This window comes from Janthinobacterium svalbardense (genome assembly GCF_002327145.1).
Lineage (GTDB): Bacteria > Pseudomonadota > Gammaproteobacteria > Burkholderiales > Burkholderiaceae_D > Janthinobacterium > Janthinobacterium tructae.
The window spans coordinates 2,643,199-2,663,177 of record NZ_CP023422.1 but is presented as its reverse complement, the minus strand read 5'-3'; the positions used below and the strand labels follow the sequence as shown (position 1 = coordinate 2,663,177).

The 19,979-nt window shown below is 61.4% G+C and carries 19 protein-coding genes; 9 read left to right on the top strand and 10 right to left on the bottom strand.

From position 1 onward, the window contains the following. Positions 1–184: 184 nt before the first annotated feature. Together CNX70_RS11955 and CNX70_RS11950 are read left to right on the top strand one after the other, a co-directional pair. Entirely contained in the window at positions 185–1,090 is a 906-nt protein-coding gene (locus CNX70_RS11955) for a LysR family transcriptional regulator ArgP (RefSeq protein ID WP_096234857.1), read from the top strand. Between the two features lie 85 nt (positions 1,091–1,175). Beyond that, the gene (locus CNX70_RS11950; RefSeq protein WP_096234856.1) at positions 1,176–2,135 is read left to right on the top strand and encodes an alpha/beta hydrolase; all 960 of its coding nucleotides are present in this window, start codon (positions 1,176–1,178) and stop codon (positions 2,133–2,135) included. A 116-nt stretch (positions 2,136–2,251) separates the two neighbouring features. On the opposite strand, the gene CNX70_RS11945 is transcribed toward CNX70_RS11950, so the two are convergent. From CNX70_RS11945 to CNX70_RS11915, 7 genes are all read right to left on the bottom strand, one after another. After that, positions 2,252–2,890: a phasin family protein gene (locus CNX70_RS11945; RefSeq protein ID WP_096234855.1), complete on the bottom strand. Its 639-nt coding sequence runs from the start codon at positions 2,888–2,890 to the stop codon at positions 2,252–2,254. 272 nt (positions 2,891–3,162) lie between these two features. Continuing rightward, complete coding sequence (locus tag CNX70_RS11940; RefSeq protein WP_096234854.1) at positions 3,163–3,498, bottom strand: hypothetical protein; 336 nt, start codon at positions 3,496–3,498, stop codon at positions 3,163–3,165. A gap of 27 nt (positions 3,499–3,525) precedes the next feature. After that, on the bottom strand, positions 3,526–3,897 hold the full coding sequence (locus CNX70_RS11935) for a VOC family protein (RefSeq protein WP_208624527.1): 372 nt from the start codon (positions 3,895–3,897) through the stop codon (positions 3,526–3,528). 83 nt (positions 3,898–3,980) lie between these two features. After that, a complete protein-coding gene (locus CNX70_RS11930) occupies positions 3,981–4,586 on the bottom strand; it encodes a pyridoxamine 5'-phosphate oxidase family protein (protein WP_096234853.1) in 606 nt (201 codons plus the stop codon). Between the two features lie 13 nt (positions 4,587–4,599). Next, positions 4,600–5,871: a YncE family protein gene (locus tag CNX70_RS11925; protein WP_096234852.1), complete on the bottom strand. Its 1,272-nt coding sequence runs from the start codon at positions 5,869–5,871 to the stop codon at positions 4,600–4,602. Between the two features lie 57 nt (positions 5,872–5,928). Further along, complete coding sequence (locus CNX70_RS11920) at positions 5,929–6,822, bottom strand: creatininase family protein (protein WP_096234851.1); 894 nt, start codon at positions 6,820–6,822, stop codon at positions 5,929–5,931. Between the two features lie 153 nt (positions 6,823–6,975). Further along, positions 6,976–7,497 carry an SRPBCC family protein gene (locus tag CNX70_RS11915; RefSeq protein WP_096234850.1) on the bottom strand — a complete coding sequence of 174 codons (522 nt, stop codon included), beginning with the start codon at positions 7,495–7,497 and terminating at the stop codon, positions 6,976–6,978. 313 nt (positions 7,498–7,810) lie between these two features. Between CNX70_RS11915 and CNX70_RS11910 the strand changes: the two genes are divergently transcribed. The 5 genes from CNX70_RS11910 to CNX70_RS28160 all read left to right on the top strand — a co-directional run bounded on the left by CNX70_RS11910 (position 7,811) and on the right by CNX70_RS28160 (position 12,389). Then, positions 7,811–9,063, top strand: a protein-coding gene (locus CNX70_RS11910) for an IS3 family transposase (RefSeq protein ID WP_244198854.1) whose coding sequence is annotated in 2 segments (ribosomal slippage) — positions 7,811–8,090 and positions 8,090–9,063 — 1,254 coding nt in all. Because the reading frame shifts where the segments join, the coding sequence is not laid out codon by codon here. Positions 9,064–9,198: 135 nt separating this feature from the next. Beyond that, a complete protein-coding gene (locus CNX70_RS11905) occupies positions 9,199–9,615 on the top strand; it encodes a hypothetical protein (protein ID WP_096234849.1) in 417 nt (138 codons plus the stop codon). 515 nt (positions 9,616–10,130) lie between these two features. Beyond that, positions 10,131–11,087: a sensor domain-containing diguanylate cyclase gene (locus tag CNX70_RS11900; RefSeq protein WP_096238408.1), complete on the top strand. Its 957-nt coding sequence runs from the start codon at positions 10,131–10,133 to the stop codon at positions 11,085–11,087. Between the two features lie 566 nt (positions 11,088–11,653). Continuing rightward, the gene (locus tag CNX70_RS11890) at positions 11,654–11,992 is read left to right on the top strand and encodes a hypothetical protein (RefSeq protein WP_096234847.1); all 339 of its coding nucleotides are present in this window, start codon (positions 11,654–11,656) and stop codon (positions 11,990–11,992) included. Positions 11,993–12,152: 160 nt separating this feature from the next. Next, on the top strand, positions 12,153–12,389 hold the full coding sequence (locus tag CNX70_RS28160) for a hypothetical protein (protein ID WP_157750989.1): 237 nt from the start codon (positions 12,153–12,155) through the stop codon (positions 12,387–12,389). Between the two features lie 251 nt (positions 12,390–12,640). Here CNX70_RS28160 and CNX70_RS11880 read toward each other — a convergent pair whose 3' ends face one another. The 3 genes from CNX70_RS11880 to CNX70_RS11870 all read right to left on the bottom strand — a co-directional run bounded on the left by CNX70_RS11880 (position 12,641) and on the right by CNX70_RS11870 (position 16,716). Next, a complete protein-coding gene (locus CNX70_RS11880; RefSeq protein WP_096234845.1) occupies positions 12,641–14,287 on the bottom strand; it encodes a methyl-accepting chemotaxis protein in 1,647 nt (548 codons plus the stop codon). Positions 14,288–14,375: 88 nt separating this feature from the next. Then, the gene (locus tag CNX70_RS11875; RefSeq protein WP_096234844.1) at positions 14,376–15,491 is read right to left on the bottom strand and encodes a patatin-like phospholipase family protein; all 1,116 of its coding nucleotides are present in this window, start codon (positions 15,489–15,491) and stop codon (positions 14,376–14,378) included. Between the two features lie 310 nt (positions 15,492–15,801). Then, positions 15,802–16,716, bottom strand: coding sequence for a LysR family transcriptional regulator (locus CNX70_RS11870; protein WP_096234843.1), 915 nt, complete (start codon positions 16,714–16,716; stop codon positions 15,802–15,804). Positions 16,717–16,822: 106 nt separating this feature from the next. Here CNX70_RS11870 and CNX70_RS11865 point away from each other — a divergent pair, with 106 nt between their 5' ends. Then, positions 16,823–18,388, top strand: coding sequence for an MFS transporter (locus CNX70_RS11865; protein ID WP_096234842.1), 1,566 nt, complete (start codon positions 16,823–16,825; stop codon positions 18,386–18,388). A gap of 232 nt (positions 18,389–18,620) precedes the next feature. Continuing rightward, the gene (locus CNX70_RS11860) at positions 18,621–19,838 is read left to right on the top strand and encodes a maltoporin (RefSeq protein WP_096234841.1); all 1,218 of its coding nucleotides are present in this window, start codon (positions 18,621–18,623) and stop codon (positions 19,836–19,838) included. The last annotated feature ends 141 nt before the right edge of the window (positions 19,839–19,979 follow it).

Here is a 19,979-nt window from a genome sequence, read left to right as displayed (position 1 = left end):
TTCCATCACGCGCACGGCCGCCCACGCTCTGCCGGCAACGGCAAAGTCATCAGAGGTAGGTGGAGGGTGGTGCGGAACCAGGAGGACCGCGCGGGAGAGTGGAGTTGTTACCCTATTTCAACAGTGTAAAGAAAAAGTAAATATAAGTATAATGAATGATTCTAACCATATATAAGAGAATCTTATGCGCGTCGTCGATTATCGTGGATTGGCCGCCCTCGACGCCGTGATCGGTCTGGGCAGCTTTGAAAAGGCCGCGCAGGCGCTGGCGATCAGCCAGCCGGCCGTGTCGCAGCGCATCCGCACCTTGGAAAACCTGGAAGGCACTTTGTTGATCATCCGCAGCCACCCACCCCTGCCTACGGAAGCGGGCCAGCGCCTGATCGCCCATTACCGCCAAGTCAAGCTGCTCGAGGCGGCACTCGACGCCCAGCCCGGCCCCACCACGCAATTGCCGGAGCTGGCCATCGCCGTCAACGCCGACAGCGCCGCCACCTGGATCCCGGAAGCGCTGGGGCCGCTACTTTCGCCGCCGTCCTGCCTGCTCGATATCCGCCTCGACGACCAGGACCACACCCTGAGCCAGCTGCGCGAAGGCCGCGTGTTTGCCTGCGTCACCAGCGCCAACGACCTGGTGGCCGGCACCACGGCCACGCCGTTGGGCGGCATGCGCTACCTGTGCGTGGCGTCGCCCGCGTTCGCGCAGCAATGGTTTCCCCATGGTTTTACGGTGCAAGCCGTCAGCCAGGCACCGGCCATCACGTTTGGCAGCAAGGATGCCCTGCACGAGCGCTATCTGCAGCACCGCCTCGGCTACACGGGCCGCTATCCGCACCATGTGCTCGGTTCGGCGCGCGACTTCGTGCGCTTCATCGAAGCGGGCTATGCCTACGGCATGGTGCCTTTGCTGCAGGCGGAAACGGCACTGGCCACTGGCAGGCTGGTCGACGTGGCGGCCGGGCAGGCGCTCGACGTGCCCCTGACCTGGCATGCCTGGGACATCCAGACGCCGCTCACGCGCACCCTGTCGGACGCCGTCATCGCCACGGCGCGCAAATGGCTGCTACAAGACAACATACTTTCCGAATAATTTCTATGCTACCGCAACAACTTGTGCCTGCCGCGCGCCGCTTGGCCTACACTGCAAACATCCTTCATGACAATCAGGAGCCAGCATGACGACCCTGCGCACCACCTTGCTCGGTTTGCTGGCGACCATCCCGCTCGCCGCCAGCCTGGCCGCTTGCTCACCCTTGAGCGCCATCAATGCCCTGTCGTCCGGCAGCGCCTCGCAAGTGACGCGGGGCTTGGCCTACGGCCCCCTGCCACGGCAAAAACTCGATGTGTACGCCCCAAAAATCCGCACGGGGCCTGTACCCGTGGTGGTGTTCTTTTATGGCGGCAACTGGACGGAGGGCGAGCGCGCCGACTATGCCTTCGTCGGCCACGCGCTCGCTGCGCGCGGCTACCTGGCCGTGATCGCCGACTACCGGCTGTATCCGGAGGTGCACTACCCGGAGATTTTGCAGGATGCCGCCCGCGCCGTGGCCTGGGCCGCGATGGAATCGAGCCGCCATGGCGGCGACCCCGCCCGCCTGTTCGTCATGGGCCATAGCGCCGGTGCCTACAATGCGGCGATGGTGGCGCTCGACGCCAGCCTGCTGGCGCGCCACGGCATGCACCCGCACGACTTGCGCGGCTGGATAGGCTTGGCCGGTCCGTATGATTTCCTGCCGATCGAAAACAACACCACCCGGCCCGTCTTCTTTTACCCGGACACGCCCGCCGCTTCGCAGCCCATCCATCACGTGACTGCCGAGGCCCCGCCCGCCCTGCTGATCGCCCCCTTGCCCGGACAGGACAAGCTGGTCAATCCGCAGCGCAATACAGGTGGCCTGGCCACCGCCTTGCGGGCACTGCACCGGCCCGTGACGGAAGTGTATTTCGACAAGGTCAGCCATACCACCCTGGTCGCCTCGCTGGCCAGCCCCCTGCGCATGCTGGCCCCCACGCTGGACGCCGTGAGCGCCTTTATCGACGCCAACAGCAAGGTGGATACCATGCTGACACGTAAGATGGGCGCGGGCACGCAGACTGCCGTCGCGCACACCCACGACAAAGCGCCCGCCCCCTGAAGGACGGGCGCTCTGCCCGGACCACTACGCACGATGCTGCGCCAGCTAAGAACATCCCAAGGCTCGGCCCTTGCGATACGAATTTAGCTGGCATTCAGCTACCGGCAGCAGCCCGCTTACTCTTTACGGCTGGCGCTGCTGGTTTTGTTTTGTGCGGAGCCCGCTTGCGATGCGCTGCCGCTGGCGGAGCTTTCGCTGCCGGCCGACTGCTGGCTACCCTGCTGGCTGGCGCTTTGCAGGCTTTGGCCGTCACGGCTGTGCGCACCGCGCTGCTGGTCGCGGTTGCTACCATTTTGGTGGTTGGCCTGGAATGGTTCGGCGACGCGCTGCATGGCTTCCTGCTGCTTGCGCACGTTTTTCTGCGTTTCTTCCGAGGCTGTGCGGGCCACTTCTTCGGCTAGGGCCTTGGCAGTACGGCTCGTTTCATTCACATGCTGCTCGGCCACATTGGCCAGTTCGACCTGCGTATCGGCGGCCAGACGCGACAGCTGTTGCTGATACTTGCGCAATTGCTCGGCGGCTGGCTGGCCCGCTGCGGCAGCCACCTGGAACACATCTTCAGCGCGCTCGAGCGTCAGCAGGTTCTGGCTGGTGACGGTGGTTTCTTCCAGCAAGCCTTGCGCCAGCTGCATGTTCAGGTCACTGAAGTGCTGCACCGACTGGAACAAGGACTTCGACAGACCATTGAAAAAAGCCAGTTGGGCTTCCAGGTGGTTTTTGACGGCTGGGGTAACACTACGGGAATATGGATACATGGAGTTCCTCATTAGAGCGGTTGGGTAAATACAAGGCGACACCACCGGTTGTCGAACGGTGAAGCAGACGACCGGGCTACGCCACGAAACGCGAAAAAACATATCCGATTGGTGGGAAGATGCTTTGCAACGCGAGTCCCAAGGCTACGTGAGCACCGCAGGTGAGGCATGATCTGGATCAAAGGTGCGCTAAGCTGCGCAGAAAGTTTTGGCTGGACAGCTTGCTCTTGGCAAACGTCAGTAACAGGAAGGAAAATCTGTGCCAGGCACGCTCAACGCGCGGCGCCGGTGTCCGGCACGACGGGCTTGTAGCCATGGCTGCGCAGCGAAGCTTCCAGCCAGCGGTTGCCATACCAGCCACGTGCCAGCAGGTAACTGAGCTCCGCGGCGGCCATCAGCAGCATCATCGGACCGATGTGCAGTTCGGTGGCCAGATGGCTGCCAAACCACAGGCAGACATCCATCGCCAGCATGAGCAGCAACAGCCACCAGCGGCGCTTGGCCACGGCCCAGAACGAGCCCAGCAACAGGGCCGGCCAGGAAAATCCCGCTTTCACGTAGGCATAGCGGCCCGCATCGTCGGCAAACAGGGTGGCGCTTTGCTTCATGCTGCTCTCTTCTGGTAATGAACGGTGTCAGGGTTCGGGATGGTGGCAGACGGCTTCGACATTGTGACCGTCCGGCCCCAGCACGAAGGCGCCGTAGTAATTCGGGTGATACATGGCGCGGATGCCGGGGGCGCCGTTATCCTTGCCGCCCGCTGCCAGTGCAGCCTGGTAAAACGCGTCCACCTGGGCACGGTTGTCCGCCGTGAAGGCGAGATGCATGCCGGCATGCGGCGTGCCGCCCACGCCAAACCAGAAATCGGGCTTGCCATCCTTGCCCAAGCCAACCCAGCCCTGCTCTTCCATCACCACCGACACCCCCAGGGGCGCCAGGGCGGCCGAAAAGAAGGCCTTGCTGGCCTCGGCATCGCTGACATTCAAACCGATGTGATCAAGAATCATGATGGTACTCCTCGCAGGTAAGGGGACAGCTAAGGGGACAGGTAATGCAGTATGCGCCAATATTGCATTTTAGGCAATCAAAACTACAGATCCGGCGCGTAGCGGGCGACCATCTGCGCCTGCGTTTCCTGCGGCCCGCTGCCGCCCGTCTGCTCCGCGATCATCTGGCCCATCGTCGGCAAGACGCCGCGTTCGACTTGCGCCGTGCTGTCCCACAGGCGCGCACGCATGAGGGCCTTGGCACAGTGCAAGTAAGCCTCGGCCACGCGCAGGCGCATGACCAGGCGTGGCGGGTTGCGCTCGGCGGCAAAGTGCGCCAGCAGCGCCGGATCGTCGCTGAGACTGGCCTCGCCATTTACGCGCAAAGTTTCATCGACGCCGGGGATCATGAACAGCAACCCCGCCCTGCCCGTCTCGGCAATATTGCTGAAACTGTCGAGGCGGTTATTGCCCTTGGCATCGGGCAGCAGCAAGGTATGGGCATCGAGCACGTGCACGAAACCGGGCGCGCCGCCGCGCGGCGAGGCATCGAGCTGGCCGCCGGCCCCGCCCGTGGCCAGCACGGCGAACGGCGACAGCCCGATGAAGGCGATGCAATGCGGGTCGAGACGGTCGAGCTGCTTGCTCAGCGACCGCCCCTGCGCGGGCGGATAATGCGCGCGAAGTTGCTCCAGCGAATCGATTTCCATGCGCTTCCCCTGCCTAGCGCAGGTTGCCTGTATGACCGAGCGAATAGCGGCCCGGCTGCGGCCACACGGTCAGGCCGTGCGGTTCCTGGCCGACTTTTACCTTGGACACGTCGCCGCTGTTCGTATCGATGCGATACACCACATCGTCGAAACGGCCTGACAGCCACAGATACTTGCCATCGGCACTCACATTGCCCATGTCGGGGCTGCCGCCGCCGGGAATCGGCCAGTTCGCCACCACTTTTTCGGTGGCGAAATCGATCACGCTGACGCTGCCCTTGCCATTGCGCTTGCCGTGGATGCGGTGCGTGCCGCGGTTGGCCACGTACAGTTTCTTGCCGTCACGGCTCGGGTACAAGCCATGCGCGCCCACGCCCGTCTGGATGAAGCCGATTTCCTTCAGGGTGGCGCCATCGACGATGTGCACGCCGTCGGCATCCATGTCGGCGATAAAGAATTTCTTGCCGTCCGGCGAGATGCGTATGTCTTGCGGCATGCCCTTCTTGACGCTGCAGATTTCATTCGCGGGGCCGCCCACGGGACCGGACTCGGCAAAACGCTTGGCCGGCATCTGCAATTTCAGGTAGCCATCGACCTTGCGCCCCACCAGATCGATCTTGGCGATGGTGCCGTCGAACTCGCAGGTGAACATGGCGTAGCGGCCGTCATTCGAGAAATCCGCATGGTTGATGCCGCCGCACTGGGGCGTGTCGATCGAATACTGCACGGCCATGGTCTTCGGATCGCGGAAATCGAGGCGGTGGCGCGCTTCAGCCACGACGATGGCGGACTTGCCGTCCGGCGTGAAGTACATATTGTAGGGATCGTCGACGGGCACTTCCTTGCCCGGCTTGCCCGTCAAGGGATCGACCGGCGTCAGACTGCCCTTGTCCGTGCGCTCGGCATTGTTCGCCACCCACAGCGTGCGCAAGTCCCACGACGGCACCACGTGCTGCGGGCCGCTGCCGACCTTGAACTTGTCGACCACTTTCAGGCTGTCCTGGTCGATCACGTAGACGTCGTTCGAGCGCAGGTTCGGCACGTAGACTCTGCGCAAGTGATCCTTGACGACGGGGCTCATATTGCTGCTGGCGATGCTGCCATACACGTTTTTCGGGTCCACCAGCGGCGGCATGCCCGGCAGCGGCGAATAGGCGGCAGCCGGCGCGGCAGCGGCAGGAGCCGGCGTGCTGGCGCCGATGACCTGGCTGGCCACGCCCAGGCCGGCCAGTGCGGCAGCCAGGGCGGACAAGGTGACGATGGTGCGTCGTTGAGATTTTTTCATGTGATTTCGCGTCGTTTCGTTGCAAAAGCCGGGAGTTCAGTACTGCCGGCGGAGAATTTACTTGTTACGTTGCAGCAATTGCTTGATGGCGGCCACCGACGTGTCCACCTGCAGCTTGATGCCGATCTGGCCCAGCTCGGCCGTGGCACGCGTGGCGTCGCCGCGCACGCCGTCCGCCACGCCGGGCTTGGGTCCGTGCGCCATGGCCTCGCTGCGCACCAGCGACGGGTCCGTCGCCAGCATCAGCGCCGCGTCCGCCAAGCCCGCGTGCAGGCCGATCTCGGCGCTGCTGTGGCCGCGCTTTTGCAGCTCGGCAATATATTGTGATTGCGTGATGTCATAGTAATCGAGCAAGGCATACGCACGCGCATCTTTCGCCGTGGAAGCTTTGCCCCAGGCCCGATTCAGCTTATTCGCCACATTCTGCTCGTTCTTCTGGTAACCGCCGTGATCACCGAGGAAGATGATGTCACGGAAACCATGCTGGCGCAGGCTGGCGGCCGCCCCTTCCAGCATGGCCTCGAAGGCGGCTGGCGGTATCGAAATCGTGCCGGCAAAGCGCATGTGGCCGGCCGGCGGAGAAATCGCGCCTTCCGGCACGTAGGAAACGACGGGCGCGACGATGGTGTTGCCCAGCTTTTGCGCAATCTGGCGCGCCAGCAGACCGGCGCGCACATTGTGCTTGCCCAGCGCAATATACGGCCCGCTCTGCTCGACGCCGCCGATCGGCACCAGCACGGTGGTGGCGCCGTGGTCGATACGGCTGCGCAACTCCGTGCTGGTCAGCTCTTCCAGCATGACGCTGCTGCTGGCAGGCGCGGCTGCCAGAGCGGACGCGGCAGGAATCAGGCAGAACAGGGTCAAGGAAAACAGGGAGCCGAATGGCTTGGACAGAATGGAAGGCGCGCGCGGCGCAAGGGGTACATTCGGCAGGGGGAACTGCAGCGTCATAAGCAAACATCTTTCCGAGGTCAAAGCGTGACGCCGTGCCCGGCCTTGCCAGGCAAGCTGGCTGCCACGCAAGAATTGTATTCCATCATGACGGGAAGGGCACGTTAATTTGACGCGGTGCTTTGCAAGGAATTGACGAGGGGAAACTATCTGTCAGGCTGTTGTCGCCTTGACCCCATCCACCTCGCCATCATGGCGAGTCGCGTGGCGTTTCTCGGCATAGGCCTTGAGCGAACGCATCGTTTTGGGTAGCCCTTGCCGGACTTGTTTGGCAACGCCTGGCCCGAACAGAAAAGCAAGCGCTCCAGTGAACCACACGCGGTGAACGACTTCCGCTCCGCCATCTACTGCGGCAACCGTGTGCTCGAAGTGGATGCGGAACAGCGGGATGTAGCCCTCGACGGTGAACGAGCGGCCTGCGGTGCGCTCGGTAACCAGCATCGCAATACCCATCCCCTTGTTCGGCACTATCCTGCCCTGTGTTCCCGCTGCGAATGGCCCATTGAGCCGGGCTTGCTTTGTATCCGGATCCCACAGGTGCCATCGGTCAACTTCACTCCAGATTTGATCGATGAGCGTGGGCGGGACAGCAATGTGGATGCTTTCTTCGATATGCGCCAATTTGGGGATCTCCCTATCATTGTGATAAAAGTAACTGCGCTGGCTATCCGGCATCGCGCAGTGCCTGGGTATTAGTCAGCGGCATGGCATTTATCATGCAGAATATCCATGATAGTGCGCCAATCAAAAGATACTCCGCTAGCAGGAGCAAACACCGCAGCTTTTCCTTTGCATCGACAAAAACATAGCTGCCGGGATCGTAGGATACACTGTTTTTTTGTCATATAAATGTAATTAGATTCTGCTTATGCTTGTCGCAGACAGAATCTGGTCATGACGACAGCCTTGTTTTAAGCCAGGTGTATATAGTGGATCCCGAATCTGAGACGATGGTTTAAGCTGTGGTCCGCGAAAGGGATGACAGCAAATGAGTGAAGGAAAAAAACGTCGGGTACACACGGCTGAGTTCAAGGCCAAGGTCGGTCTGGAGGCCGTTCGCGGTGTCAAGACGGTGACGGAGATCGCGCAAGAGTTCGGCGTGCATCCGGTGCTGGTGGGACAGTGGAAAAAGGAAATCCTGGAGAACGCGGGGGTGCTGTTCGACACCAAGCGCGGCCCCAAGCCGATCGATGAAAGCAGCCCCGAGGATAAGCTGTACGGTGAGATCGGTCGGCTGAAGATGGAAGTGGATTGGCTTAAAAAAAAGCTGGGGCCGTGAGCCGGGAGGAGCGCTTGGGCTGGATCGAAACCGGGCACGAGAAGCTGCCCGTGACGCGCCAATGCGAGCTGGCAAGCGTGCCGCGCGCGACGGTGTACCGGCAGATCGACGCTGCATCCAGGCAGGCATGTGAAGACGAGAGCGACCTGCAGCTGCGCACGCTGATCGACGAGGAATACACCAGCCGGCCTTTTTATGGCAGCAGGCGGATGGTTGTGTCCTTGCGTGTGGCCGGCTACGTGGTCAACCGCAAGCGCGTGCAGCGCCTGATGCGCGGCATGGGCTTGGCGGGTATGGCGCCGGGGCCTAACACGAGCCGTGCGCATCCTCTGCACAAGGTTTATCCGTACCTGTTGCGCGGCGTGCCGGTGACGCGGCCGAACCAGGTGTGGTCGACAGATATCACTTACATTCGATTGGCGCGGGGCTTCGCGTATCTGGTGGCAATCATCGACTGGTACAGCCGCAAGGTGCTGTCTTGGCGCATCAGCAACAGCATGGACGCGTCGTTCTGCGTGGACTGCCTGGACGATGCCGTGCGCCGCCATGGAAGGCCTGAGGTGTTCAACAGCGATCAAGGTTCGCAGTTCACCAGCACGGCTTTCACCGATGTGCTCAAGCGCGAAGGCGTCGCCATCAGCATGGACGGGCGTGGACGAGCGCTGGACAACATCTTCGTCGAGCGGCTGTGGCGCAACGTGAAGTACGAGGATGTGTACCTGAAGGGGTACGCCAATATGGCGGAATTGATGGTGGGCCTGGCGCAGTATTTCGCGTTCTATAACGCCGAGCGACCGCACCAGTCGCTCAGCTACCAGACGCCCGACCAAGTCTACCGCGACGGCGTCGGCGGCGGTGCGCTGATCGTCGACCGGTTCGGTGACGACGATAAAAAGTCACAGGAAAAGAGCAATACGGGTCAGCGCCGGGCAGCTGAAGCAGTGGAAACGGGCACAGCTTAAATTAGTCGGCAAAGTGTCTTGACTGATGGATCCACTTTAGTAATCGGTATGCAAGTGAGCAGGCATGTATGTCACACCTGGGCACGATGCTGCCCTAAAAATGCCGGCCATGAACGCCTTGGATTTTGAGAGACTATGAACGCAACACATTGGAGGGTTCAGGAGCTAAATCACCACTCAGCCGATATCGTTTGGCTGAATGCCGAGGGTGCCGGCCGTGCATATCGTTTAGTGGGCCTTCATGACTCGAAGACGCATCTCGGCCTGGACGTTAACACCGTTGGCTCTATCGAGCGCTTCGCATTCGGCAATGATGTGGCCATCGCGACCAGCTGGCTACGTGCGCGTGTGCCGGGAATTCAGCAGGTCGTAGTTGTGTTTGGAGAAGACGACTGTTTTTTATGCAGCAGTGTGTTCCTGGTCGAAAATTGGTCGGATATTTTTGTCCCTTCACGTGACGACGCGATGGTCTATTCGAACGACACGCCGCTTATCCTGTTTTATTGCCATGAAAAGGCATACGAGGTGGGGCAGCGAATGGCCTATGATTAAAGGCAGCGTTCGGCCAGGAGCAGCCGTTGAAGCGAAACCTGAGTAACTAAAATCAATAATGAAATGATGGAATATGAAATACAGCTTCAGCTGGGACAGAAAATTTCCCGCATTTCTCTTTCTCGTTAATTTTCTTTGCTTGCACCTTTGCGCCTGAAGTTGTACCGGTTCATGCAAGGATTTTTTTCCTTGGCGTTATCGCTACTATTTTCTTGCGTAGGGAGCAGTAAATCTGCGTTGGCCCTACCGGCGAAGAGCTTGTAATGGAAGTTCATGCAGCCGATACCACGAGCTTTGTTTCCCGCTTTGCTTCAGTTGCTGGTATTGTCGACAGTGACGATGCTGCTGGATGTGTACATTGCCACGAATTCACTAGACACTGCTGAGCTGCTCATAAGCTTTGGCTGGATGACTGTTGCAAACAGTCGCCTGTCATGGGGCGGGCCTGCCAACGACGGCAACCGGCCATACAGGACATCCAGTACACAATACCTTCCTTCTCACATTCATTCATGATGACTACCCCTACTCTCGATTCTTCCACCGTCGCCTGCGACGATTCAGATGTCTATCGAACATTGCTGGAGTCGACCCGCGCAATTCCGTGGCGAATCGACTGGGCCACTATGCGCTTCACTTACATTGGCCCTCAAATTGAGGAGTTGCTCGGTTGGAAACAGTCAAGTTGGCTGTCCGTAAACGACTGGGCCGAACGCATCCTGGAGGAGGATCGCAAGAAGACGGTCGATTTTTGTGTCGCACAGTCGCAGATGGGCCTCGATCACGAAGCTGACTATCGGGCGCTAACGGCCGACGGAGAACAGCTTTGGATCCGAGACGTCGTGCACGTGGTGCGTCGCCAGGACGGCAGCGTCGAATCGCTGGTTGGCTTCATGTTCGACATTACCGAGCGTAAGCAGGCCGAGGACAAGATCCTCCAGTTGCAGCGCGAGCTGGAAGTGCTCACCTACCGCGACAGCCTGACAGGCGTTGCAAACCGCCGCATGTTCGACACGCTGTACGCGATCGAATGGGCCAAGGCGCGCGCCACTGGCGAACCGCTGTCGCTGATCGTGATCGACATAGATTATTTTAAACAGTACAACGATCATTATGGCCACATGCAAGGTGATGACTGTTTGCGTCGTGTGGCCCAGGCAATGGATGAGGGCGCTTCACGTTCGCGCGACCTATGCGCCCGCCTGGGCGGCGAGGAGTTTGTGCTGCTGCTGCCAGCCACGGACGAGGGAGCAGCCCGCAACGTGGCCGAGCGCTGTCGCAAGCTGCTGGCGCGCAAGGAAATCGAGCATGCACGCTCCGGCGTTGGTCGCTTAGTCACTGTCAGCATGGGCGTCGGCACTATCCTGCCCAGCGCCCTGGTTGACCCCCATGTTTTTCTCGATAGAATAGACCGCCGTCTTTATCAGGCCAAGTCCGGGGGGCGCGACCGTATATGCGACGTCGAGTCGTAAGCTTCCACGACAGTGCTCACAAACCGAACCTCCTCTTTGGGGCGGAAGCTGCCGATGATGGCAATCGGCCAGAAGCGGACCTCCATATTAAGAAGGAGCGAGTGCTCGTGGAAAATGCCGTTTTAAGCCGGTTGTCCATGATGAGTTTTATGGAGCGGGAAAAGGATACAGCTTACCAGAACGTAAACGCACTCCTGCTTCGGGCAAGCTATGACACGGGGCGAGGCTTGGTGGCTTTTAGTCCCGTTTTAACGCGCTTCGACTGCTACGTCCGCCAAGTGGCGGCCCCCGCCTACGGCGGCAACCGGCCAAAATCGGCCTGTCACGTAAGCGCAGAGCATGACTCTATCGCTGCGGGAGCAGGCCTTGTAGAAAATGCTTGGACTTAAGAGGCTGGTTGATTAATGGACAGAATAAGACATGCAGTCGTTAACGCCCAGTGGTTCAGCGCACTAGGTAGCTATCAACCTAGCGAAGGCCAAATAGCGCTCCCGAATTTGAGTGCCTGGGACAGGCCACGCTTTCCAGCGGAGTTAGACACTGGCTTAGCAAAAATTGCTTCAGATATGGACTGGCTGCCCAGCTCCCGCGATCAACCCGACCCGATCCATGGAGAGCACCTCAGGACCATCTTGAAGGACAATGGAACTGCGTACCAGCAAGAAGTCATGGCGTCCTACAAGTTGGCCTTGAAATCATTGAGGGTGGTGCCCGACAGGACGATTTTCTCCGGGGCGAACGACTTCACACAAGCCGCCAAAGATTCGGCAATCTATTGTGTGCGGATGGCTACCTTGGAAGTCTTGAATGCCCAACCTAATTTTTGGCTTGACGCTTTGATGATTTATCACGAAGGCAATTGGCCATGTGGTCTGTTGCCTGATGGGACGCTTGTGGTCTTCTAATCGCGCTCCTAGGCCGCATCAATTTACAGCCAGGGAATGGCAGTCCGCATTGTGCCGTAACCTGCCAGCGATGGCAACCGGCCAAGAGCGGACGTCCAGACTCAGGGCGCAGTTTCAAGACAACCACGGGTTAAGATTAGCCTGCCACGGAAGCAATAACATGCATCATCCATACCTAGCGTTTTGCATTAACCAAGCTGGCGAACTTGTCATAACTCATCAGCGAGACGCAAATCGACAGCATCCGCTTGAAATGGAATTGCCACTTACAGAACTGGCAGGCAAAGGTCGCGAGAAGGCTGCGCAGTCGATTGGGGAGCTTACGCTTGCGTTGCTTGAGAAATGGTATCCAGAAGAGTTCGCTGCACATCCGGCGCTCAAGTCCGATACCCCTTAAGCACTCTAAGGCAAGCTATCGAAGCTACGGCTCAGCTACTGCAACGTCTGCAATGGGGCCCAAGCGGACTCACGCGCCCGAAAGTCAGGCTGACACCCTGACTGCGACCGAACCGGACGGCGCCGCCCAACTTCCCTTCCGCCCTGCCAGCCCGAACAACTTTACTGCCACTCGCCACAGTTGCAGAACTCAAGGCCTCCATCCGACGACGCCACCACCAAAACCCCGGCGTACCGGGGCAGTCACAAGGTTCAAGCGCGGGCGCTGCGGCCGGGCAGCGCCAGGCGGCGGCTGGCGGCAGGTGTAGCCGGGGCCGGCAAGCCGCCCGCCACTTTCAACGATTTGGCCTGGGCATCGCCACGCAGGCGAAACACGGCCACCACGTCGACCAGTTCCACGGCGCGTTCTTGCAACGAAGACGCTGCGGCGGCCGCCTCTTCCACCAGGGCCGCGTTTTGCTGGGTCACCTGGTCCATCTGCGAAATGGCCTGGTTCACCTGCTCGATGCCGGCACTCTGCTCGTGGCTGGCGTTGGCGATGTCGCCCATGATGTCCGTCACGCGGCGAATGCTGGCGACGATTTCTTCCATGGTCGCGCCGGCCTGGTCGACCAGCGCGCTGCCCGTGTTGACTTTATCCACGGAATCCTCGATCAAGCCCTTGATTTCCTTGGCGGCCGCCGCCGAGCGCTGCGCCAGGTTGCGCACCTCGGTGGCGACCACGGCGAAGCCACGGCCCTGCTCGCCCGCGCGCGCCGCTTCCACTGCCGCATTCAGCGCCAGAATATTGGTTTGGAAGGCAATGCCGTCGATCACGCCGATAATGTCGGCGATCTTCTTCGCCGACTCATTGATGGAACCCATCGTGCCCACCACTTGCGCCACCACGGCGCCGCCCTTGCGGGCCACGTCCGAGGCGGACACGGCCAGGGTATTTGCCTGGCGCGCATTGTCCGTATTCTGGCGCACGGCCGAGGTCAGCTCTTCCAGGCTGGAGGCGGTTTCTTCCAGCGACGACGCCTGCTGCTCCGTGCGCACGGACAAGTCCGCATTGCCGGCGGAAATCTGCGCGGCCGCCACGCTGACCGTATCGGCCGAGGTGCGCACGGTGGCGATCACGTCGACGATGCGTTCGAGGAATTTATTGAAGGCGGTGGCCGTGCGGCCCACTTCATCCATGCGCTCGACGGGCATGGCGGCGGACAGGTCCAGCGAGGCGCTGACCCTCTCCAGCGTATGTTCGATATTGCCCAGACCGCCGCTGATGGTGCGGTAGATATGCCAGGCCAGCGCGCCCGTCAGCAGCACGGCCACACCCAGCACGGCCAGCATGGTATTGAATGCCGTGTCGTAGGCGGCCAGGCTTTCGGCCTTCACGTCATCGACCAGCTTGTTGTTGTAGGCGATATGGTCATCCATGCTCTTTTTCGCGGCGGCGGCCGTGATGGCCAGCGGCGTGCCGGCCAGCAAGGTGGCGCGCACGCCATCCATGTCGCCCGCATAGGCGGCGGCAAAGAATGGCACCAGCGCACGGCGGTACGCTTCCATGGCGGCCTGGTCGGCGTCGAGCATCTTGCTGTCCGTCGCGTCGTACAGGCGCTCGGCGCGGTAGGTGGCGATGACCTTGTCGAAATTCGTGTTGGCGCTGGCCACGGCCTTGTCCAGCGCCGTCTTGTCGGCCAGGTTAGAGAACACGGACAGGCGGTAGCCGGCCAGACGCGAATCGGCCAGGAAACCCTTGGCCGCATTCAAGCCCTGGATACTGGGGATGATGCGGTTTTGCACGGTGTCAAAACGTTCCTGGGCGCGCTGCAGCTGGATGGCGCCGCCGGCGCCCAGCAATAGCAGGGCCAGCAAGGCGATGGTGAGGGTCAGAATTAATTGCTTGGTGATGTTCATGGTGTTTCACAGTCAAAAAAGCAGCCTGGCAGGGCCAGGCGGGATGAGTAGCTGCCGATCAGGTGGCCGGGACCGGTTGCCGGTAGTACTAGGCCGCCAGCGTGGAAACGTCAGGCGTGCGGCGCAGCAAGTCGCCATGCTGGCGGCAAAACGCCAGGCCCGCCTTGTGGCCCACGTCGAACAGCAGCTGCATGTTCGAACTGGACCAGTCCAGGGTGTCGGGCCAGTGCTGCTCCGGGATGCCGCCCATCAGATCGAGTTTCAACAGACGCCGCTTGGGCTGGCCCGTGCGCGCATCCGTGTTGTGCTCAAGCTCGAACAGGCGCAGTTCGCTTTTGGAAATTTTCACCAGTGGCGTGATGATGGAGCGCACCCAGGCGTCGTACAGGTTGCGCGGCTTGCGCAGCAGGCGCTCGTCGCCGAGGATGTCGAGGATGACCAGGGTATCGGCGTCAGCGTGTTCGCCCTTGCCTTCGATAAACGGCTCGAAATTGAGCGTGTCGAGCGCCGCGCCTTCGATGTAGTCGTCGCCATCGATGGTGGTGGGCGCATACAGGAAAGGAAACGACAGGGCCGCGCGCACGTGGATAGGTGCGATCTCGTGCTTGCCCCAGATTTGCATGCGGTGCTCGCTGAGGTTGTAGGCATTGATGTAGAAATCGGGGCGCATGCGCGCCACGCCCGAGAAATCCACGGCTTTTTCCAGAAAGGGCAAGTGCGCGCACAGGCCCAGGCTTTTCGCCGACAGGTCCGATGGCGACAGCGATGACACCATCAATTTCCCCCAGTCCGACCAGGCTGTGGGCACGCCCGCAAACGTTTGCTGGAACGCCTGAAAAAAAGGATTGTTGGCCGGCGGCTGGAAGGCGTCGCGGAAAGTGCTCGCCTGCATGCCCGGCTTCTGGAACACCTTGTAGTTGATCGGGATCATTTTGTAGATGCTGTCGGCCACGCCCGTGTCGGCCCAGCTTTGCAAGGCCTGGCGCGGCGTGGCTTCGTGCGGCGTCGTGTAAAGCAAGCCCATCAGCACACCGGCGCCGGAGGCGGAAATGACGTCGAATTCAATGCCCTCGTCGAGGAAAGCAGCCAGCGCACCGGCGATCAAGGTGGAATTTGGTGCACCGCCACCCAGCAGCAAGCCCGTCTTGCGGGCAGGTGTCGCGGCTGGCGCCGGATGTGGCGGCGTCGTGCTTGCTGTCTTCATGCACACTCCCTGAATGGAACCGGGCTCACGCCCTAATTGTTGGTTACTACACGCTTACTACGCTGATGCATGCCCATGTTCCAGCAACAGGAAACTATTGCAATATTGCCGAAACAGATATGAAATTAACATAATTAAATTCCTTATGGCAATTTAATTAACGCATGATGGGTATTCAGAAAGGGTATAAGTTGACGGCACGCGGCGTAGCGTGGTGCATCGCAGCAAATAAATATTCTGCAATGTTAGGAAAAATCTCTTTGGGGTAGGAATATTCCGCAACCGGCCGCCATGGCGGCCGCCAGGCTGTTCAGGGGGCGGGAGGGGGCGTGGAAAAATGCAGGTGGGTACACAAATGGTCAACAAAGACGCGGATTTTCGGTGACAAATGCCGGCTCGATGGCCACAGCACCCAGAACTTGCTCGCGTGCAGCAAATAGCCGGCCAGCACGGCTTGCAGTTCGCCGCGCGCGATGGCGTCGCGCACGATAAAGTCGGGCAAATACGCGAGGCCCACGCCCTGCGTGGCGGCGCCGATCAAGGCTTCGATATTGTTGCAGGTCAAGGCCGTCGGCAAGCGCAGTTCGCCGCCGCTGTCGCCCTCGGCACGCTGCAGCGTCCATTCCTGCAACTTGCCCGTGGTGGGAAACTTATAGCGCACGCAGGCGTGCCCTTCCAGCGCGCGCGGCGTGGCCGGCACGCCATGGCGGGCGAAGTACGCGGGAGAACCCACGATGGCAAACGCGAACGGCCCCAGTTCGCGCGCCATCAGCCGCGAATCCGTCAAGGTGCCGCTGCGCACGGCCACGTCGATGCCTTCGGCCACCACGTCGACCAGGCGGTCATTGAAATCGAGGTCGAGCTCGATCTCCGGGTACTTGCGCGTAAAGTCCGCCAGCAAGGGCAGGATGATGCGGTAGCCGATCACGGGCAGGCTGACGCGCAATTTGCCGCGCGGCGCCTCGGCCAGGTGCGACAGTTCCGCCTCTGCATCGCCGAGGTCGGCCAGGATGCGCTGGCAGCGCTCATAGAACAGCGCACCCTCGTTGCTCAGGCTGATGCGCCGCGTGCTGCGGTTGAGCAGGCGCACGCCCAGCTTTTCCTCCAGCCGCGCCACGCTCTTGCCAACGGCAGAGGCCGACACACCGAGCAAGCGCCCGGCCGCCACATAGCTGGAAGTTTCCGCCGCGCGCACAAAGGCGGCAATGCCGTTCAGATTATCCATCTCACCTCATTAGGGAATATTTGTCCGTTATGAAAGGATTTTCAGCCACTTTTTCATGGATTGCGTCCATATTATCATCAGATTCCCTCTTTCTGGAATCATTCCCATGGATACGAATCTTCCCGCGCATGCCCCGGACCAAGCGACTGCACGGCGTATGCTGGTGCTGGCCGCTGTCTGCCTGGCCGCCCTGTGCATGCCGCTCAGTTTTACGGGGCCGGCCATCGCCATCCCTGCCATCGCCGCCGACTTGCACGGCACGCCGCTGGCGCTGGCGTGGATCACGAATGCCTTCATGCTCAGCTTTGGCGGCTGCCTGATGGTGGCCGGCGCGCTGGCCGACCGCTACGGCCGCAAGCGCGTGTTCTTGCTGGGCATGAGCGTATTTTCCGCCGCCGCGCTGGCACTGTCAGCCGCACCCGGCATCCTGTGGCTCGATGTGCTGCGCGCCCTCCAGGGCCTGGGCTGCGCCATGGCCCTGTCGAGCGGGTTGGCGGCCCTGGCGCAGGAATTCGACGGCCCGGCCCGCGCGCGCGCCTTCAGCCTGATCGGCACGGCCTTCGGCGTGGGCCTGGCTTTCGGCCCCTTCCTGGCCGGCACCTTGATCACGCACACGGGCTGGCGCGCCATCTTCATCGCCACGGCCGTGGCCGGCCTGGCCGCCCTGCTGGCCGCCGCACGCGCCATGCGCGAATCGCGCGACCCGCAGGCGCAGGGCGTCGATTGGCCTGGCGCGCTGGCGTTTACCGGCGCCCTCTCCTTGTTTACGTATGGCTTGCTGCAGGCGCCCGACAGTGGCTGGGACAGCGCGGCCAGCGTGGGGCTGTTCGGTGGCGCGGCCCTGCTGCTGGCCGCGTTCATCCGCGTGGAGCGGCGCGCCGCGCGGCCCATGCTGGACTTGACCCTGTTCCGCCTGCCCGCCTTTGCCGGCGTGCAACTGCTGGCCGCCGCACCCGCGTTTTCCTTCGTCGTGCTGCTGGTGCTGCTGCCGGCCCGCTTCATCGGCATCGAAGGCTACAGCGCGCTGGAGGCGGGACGCATGATGATCGCCCTGTCGGCGCCCATGCTGGTGCTGCCGATCCTGGCCGGCATGGCGGCGCAGCGCATTGCCGCCGCGCACATTTGCGCCTGCGGCTTGTTGCTGGCGGCGGGCGGCCTGCTGTGGCTGTCGACCTGCGCGCCGGGCCAGGCGCCCGCGACTCTGATCGGGCCGCTGCTGCTGATCGGCTGCGGCATCAGCCTGCCCTGGGGCTTGATGGATGGCCTGGCCATCAGCGTCGTGCCCGTCGAACGGGCCGGCATGGCGGCCGGCATCTTCAATACGACGCGCGTGGCGGGCGAAGGCCTGGCGCTGGCCATCGTCAGCGCTCTGCTGGGCACCTTTGCCGTGGCGGCGCTGGGCCGCGCCGGCCTTGCCGGCATCGGCGCGCAACAGGCGGCGCATGCGGGCCCCTTCCTGGCGCTGGGCGGGCTGCGCCATGCGGCTACCCTGCTGCCGCAGGCGGGCGCGGCCGAACTGGCGCAAGCGTACGGCACGGCCTTCCGCCACTTGCTGTATGTGCTGGCCAGCATCACCACCACCTCAGCCCTGCTGATCCTGGCATTCCTGCGTCATCCTGCCCCTGCCGCAACGGACACGGCCGCCCTGCCCGCCTGCAAGGCACAGCAATAATTCGCCATCGTAGTTTCTCTTGCCGTACCCGGCGGCGCCCCCGCGCCGCCGCCCGCCTTTGATGTTTCTCCGCAACACCTCAAAAGTTTAAGAAGAATTCAAAGAACAAAACTAGTTTACTGATCAAAGCGCTTTGAACTATACTCAAAGCGCTTTGAAACATAGTTAAAGCGCTTTGGTTGTGCAAAGTGACGTGCACCGATCCCACACCTATAAAAACACTGGAGACACAATGAACAAATTTTTCTTGAAGGCGTTGCCAGCGGCAGTGCTCATGGCCTTGAGCGCGTCGGCCCAGGCTGCCCTGCCGATCGACTTCGGCGGCTACATCCGCTCGGGCTTCGGCACCAGCAGCGAAGGCGGCAAGGAAGCCTGTTTCGGGCTGGCCGGCGCCTCGTCCAAGTATCGTCTGGGCAATGAGTGCGAAACCTACGGCGAGCTGAAATTCGGCGGCGAAGCCTTCAAGGCAGCCAACGGCACCACCTTCCGCATCAACACCCTGGTGGCGTTTTCCGTCAACCAGAATCAGGACTGGGAACAGTCGGACCCGTCGTGGCGCGAAATGAACGTGGTAGCCGACAAGATCGGCACGGGCGCCTTCGCCGAAGCGCGCGCCTGGGTCGGCAAGCGCTACTACGACCGCCAGGACGTGCACATCACCGATTACTACTTCTGGAATAACAGCGGCCCTGGCGCCGGCCTGGAAAACATCGATCTGGGCGCCGCCAAGCTGGCCTACGCCGTCGTGCGCACGGCCGATGACGGCGACAGCAAGCGCATGGGCCTGTCCCACGACCTGCGCTTTTCCGGCATCAAGGTCAACCCGGACGGTGAACTGACGCTGGGCCTGCAATTCAATCAGAAACGCAACGCGCAAGGCGCGGCCCCCATCGCCAGCGGCCACTTGCTGACCATCATGCATACGCAGGGCAACCTGCTGGGCGGCTTCAACAAGGTGGCATTGCAGTATGGCAAAGGCAGCGCCGCCAACACGGGTGGCTTCAGCCTGGGCGCCAGCAAGGATGACAAGGTCGTGCGCCTGACGGAACAGATCATGATCCAGCCCAAAGGCGCCTGGTCGGGCATGGGCACCTTCGTCTACGAAGACAAGGAAACGGCGGGCGTCAGCAGCAAGTGGACCTCGATCGGCGCGCGTCCCGTCTACCATTTCACGGACAACTACAGCCTGGCTGTGGAACTGGGCCACGACATCGTCAAACCGGAAGGCGGCGAGAGCCGCAACCTGACCAAGCTGACCTTCGCGCCGCAACTGTCGGCCGGCAACAGCTTCTGGTCGCGCCCCGTGCTGCGCGCCTTCTACACCTATGCCAAATGGAACAAGGCAGCCCAGTCGGCCGCCGCAGCGGAAACCGCGCTGTCGTCGACGGGCGTGTTCGGTGGCAAGACAAACGGCAGCTCGGTCGGTTTCCAAGTGGAATCCTGGTGGTAAGCGCGGAACTCTAGAACTTTGGCAAGCGTCCCTGGACGCCTGCCACAGGCAGCAACACCGCCCGCTTTTTCAGGGGCAAGGAATATCCGGACCCACCATTTCGCCGCTGCACGCGATGGCCGGCAGCTTCAATGTAGTGAT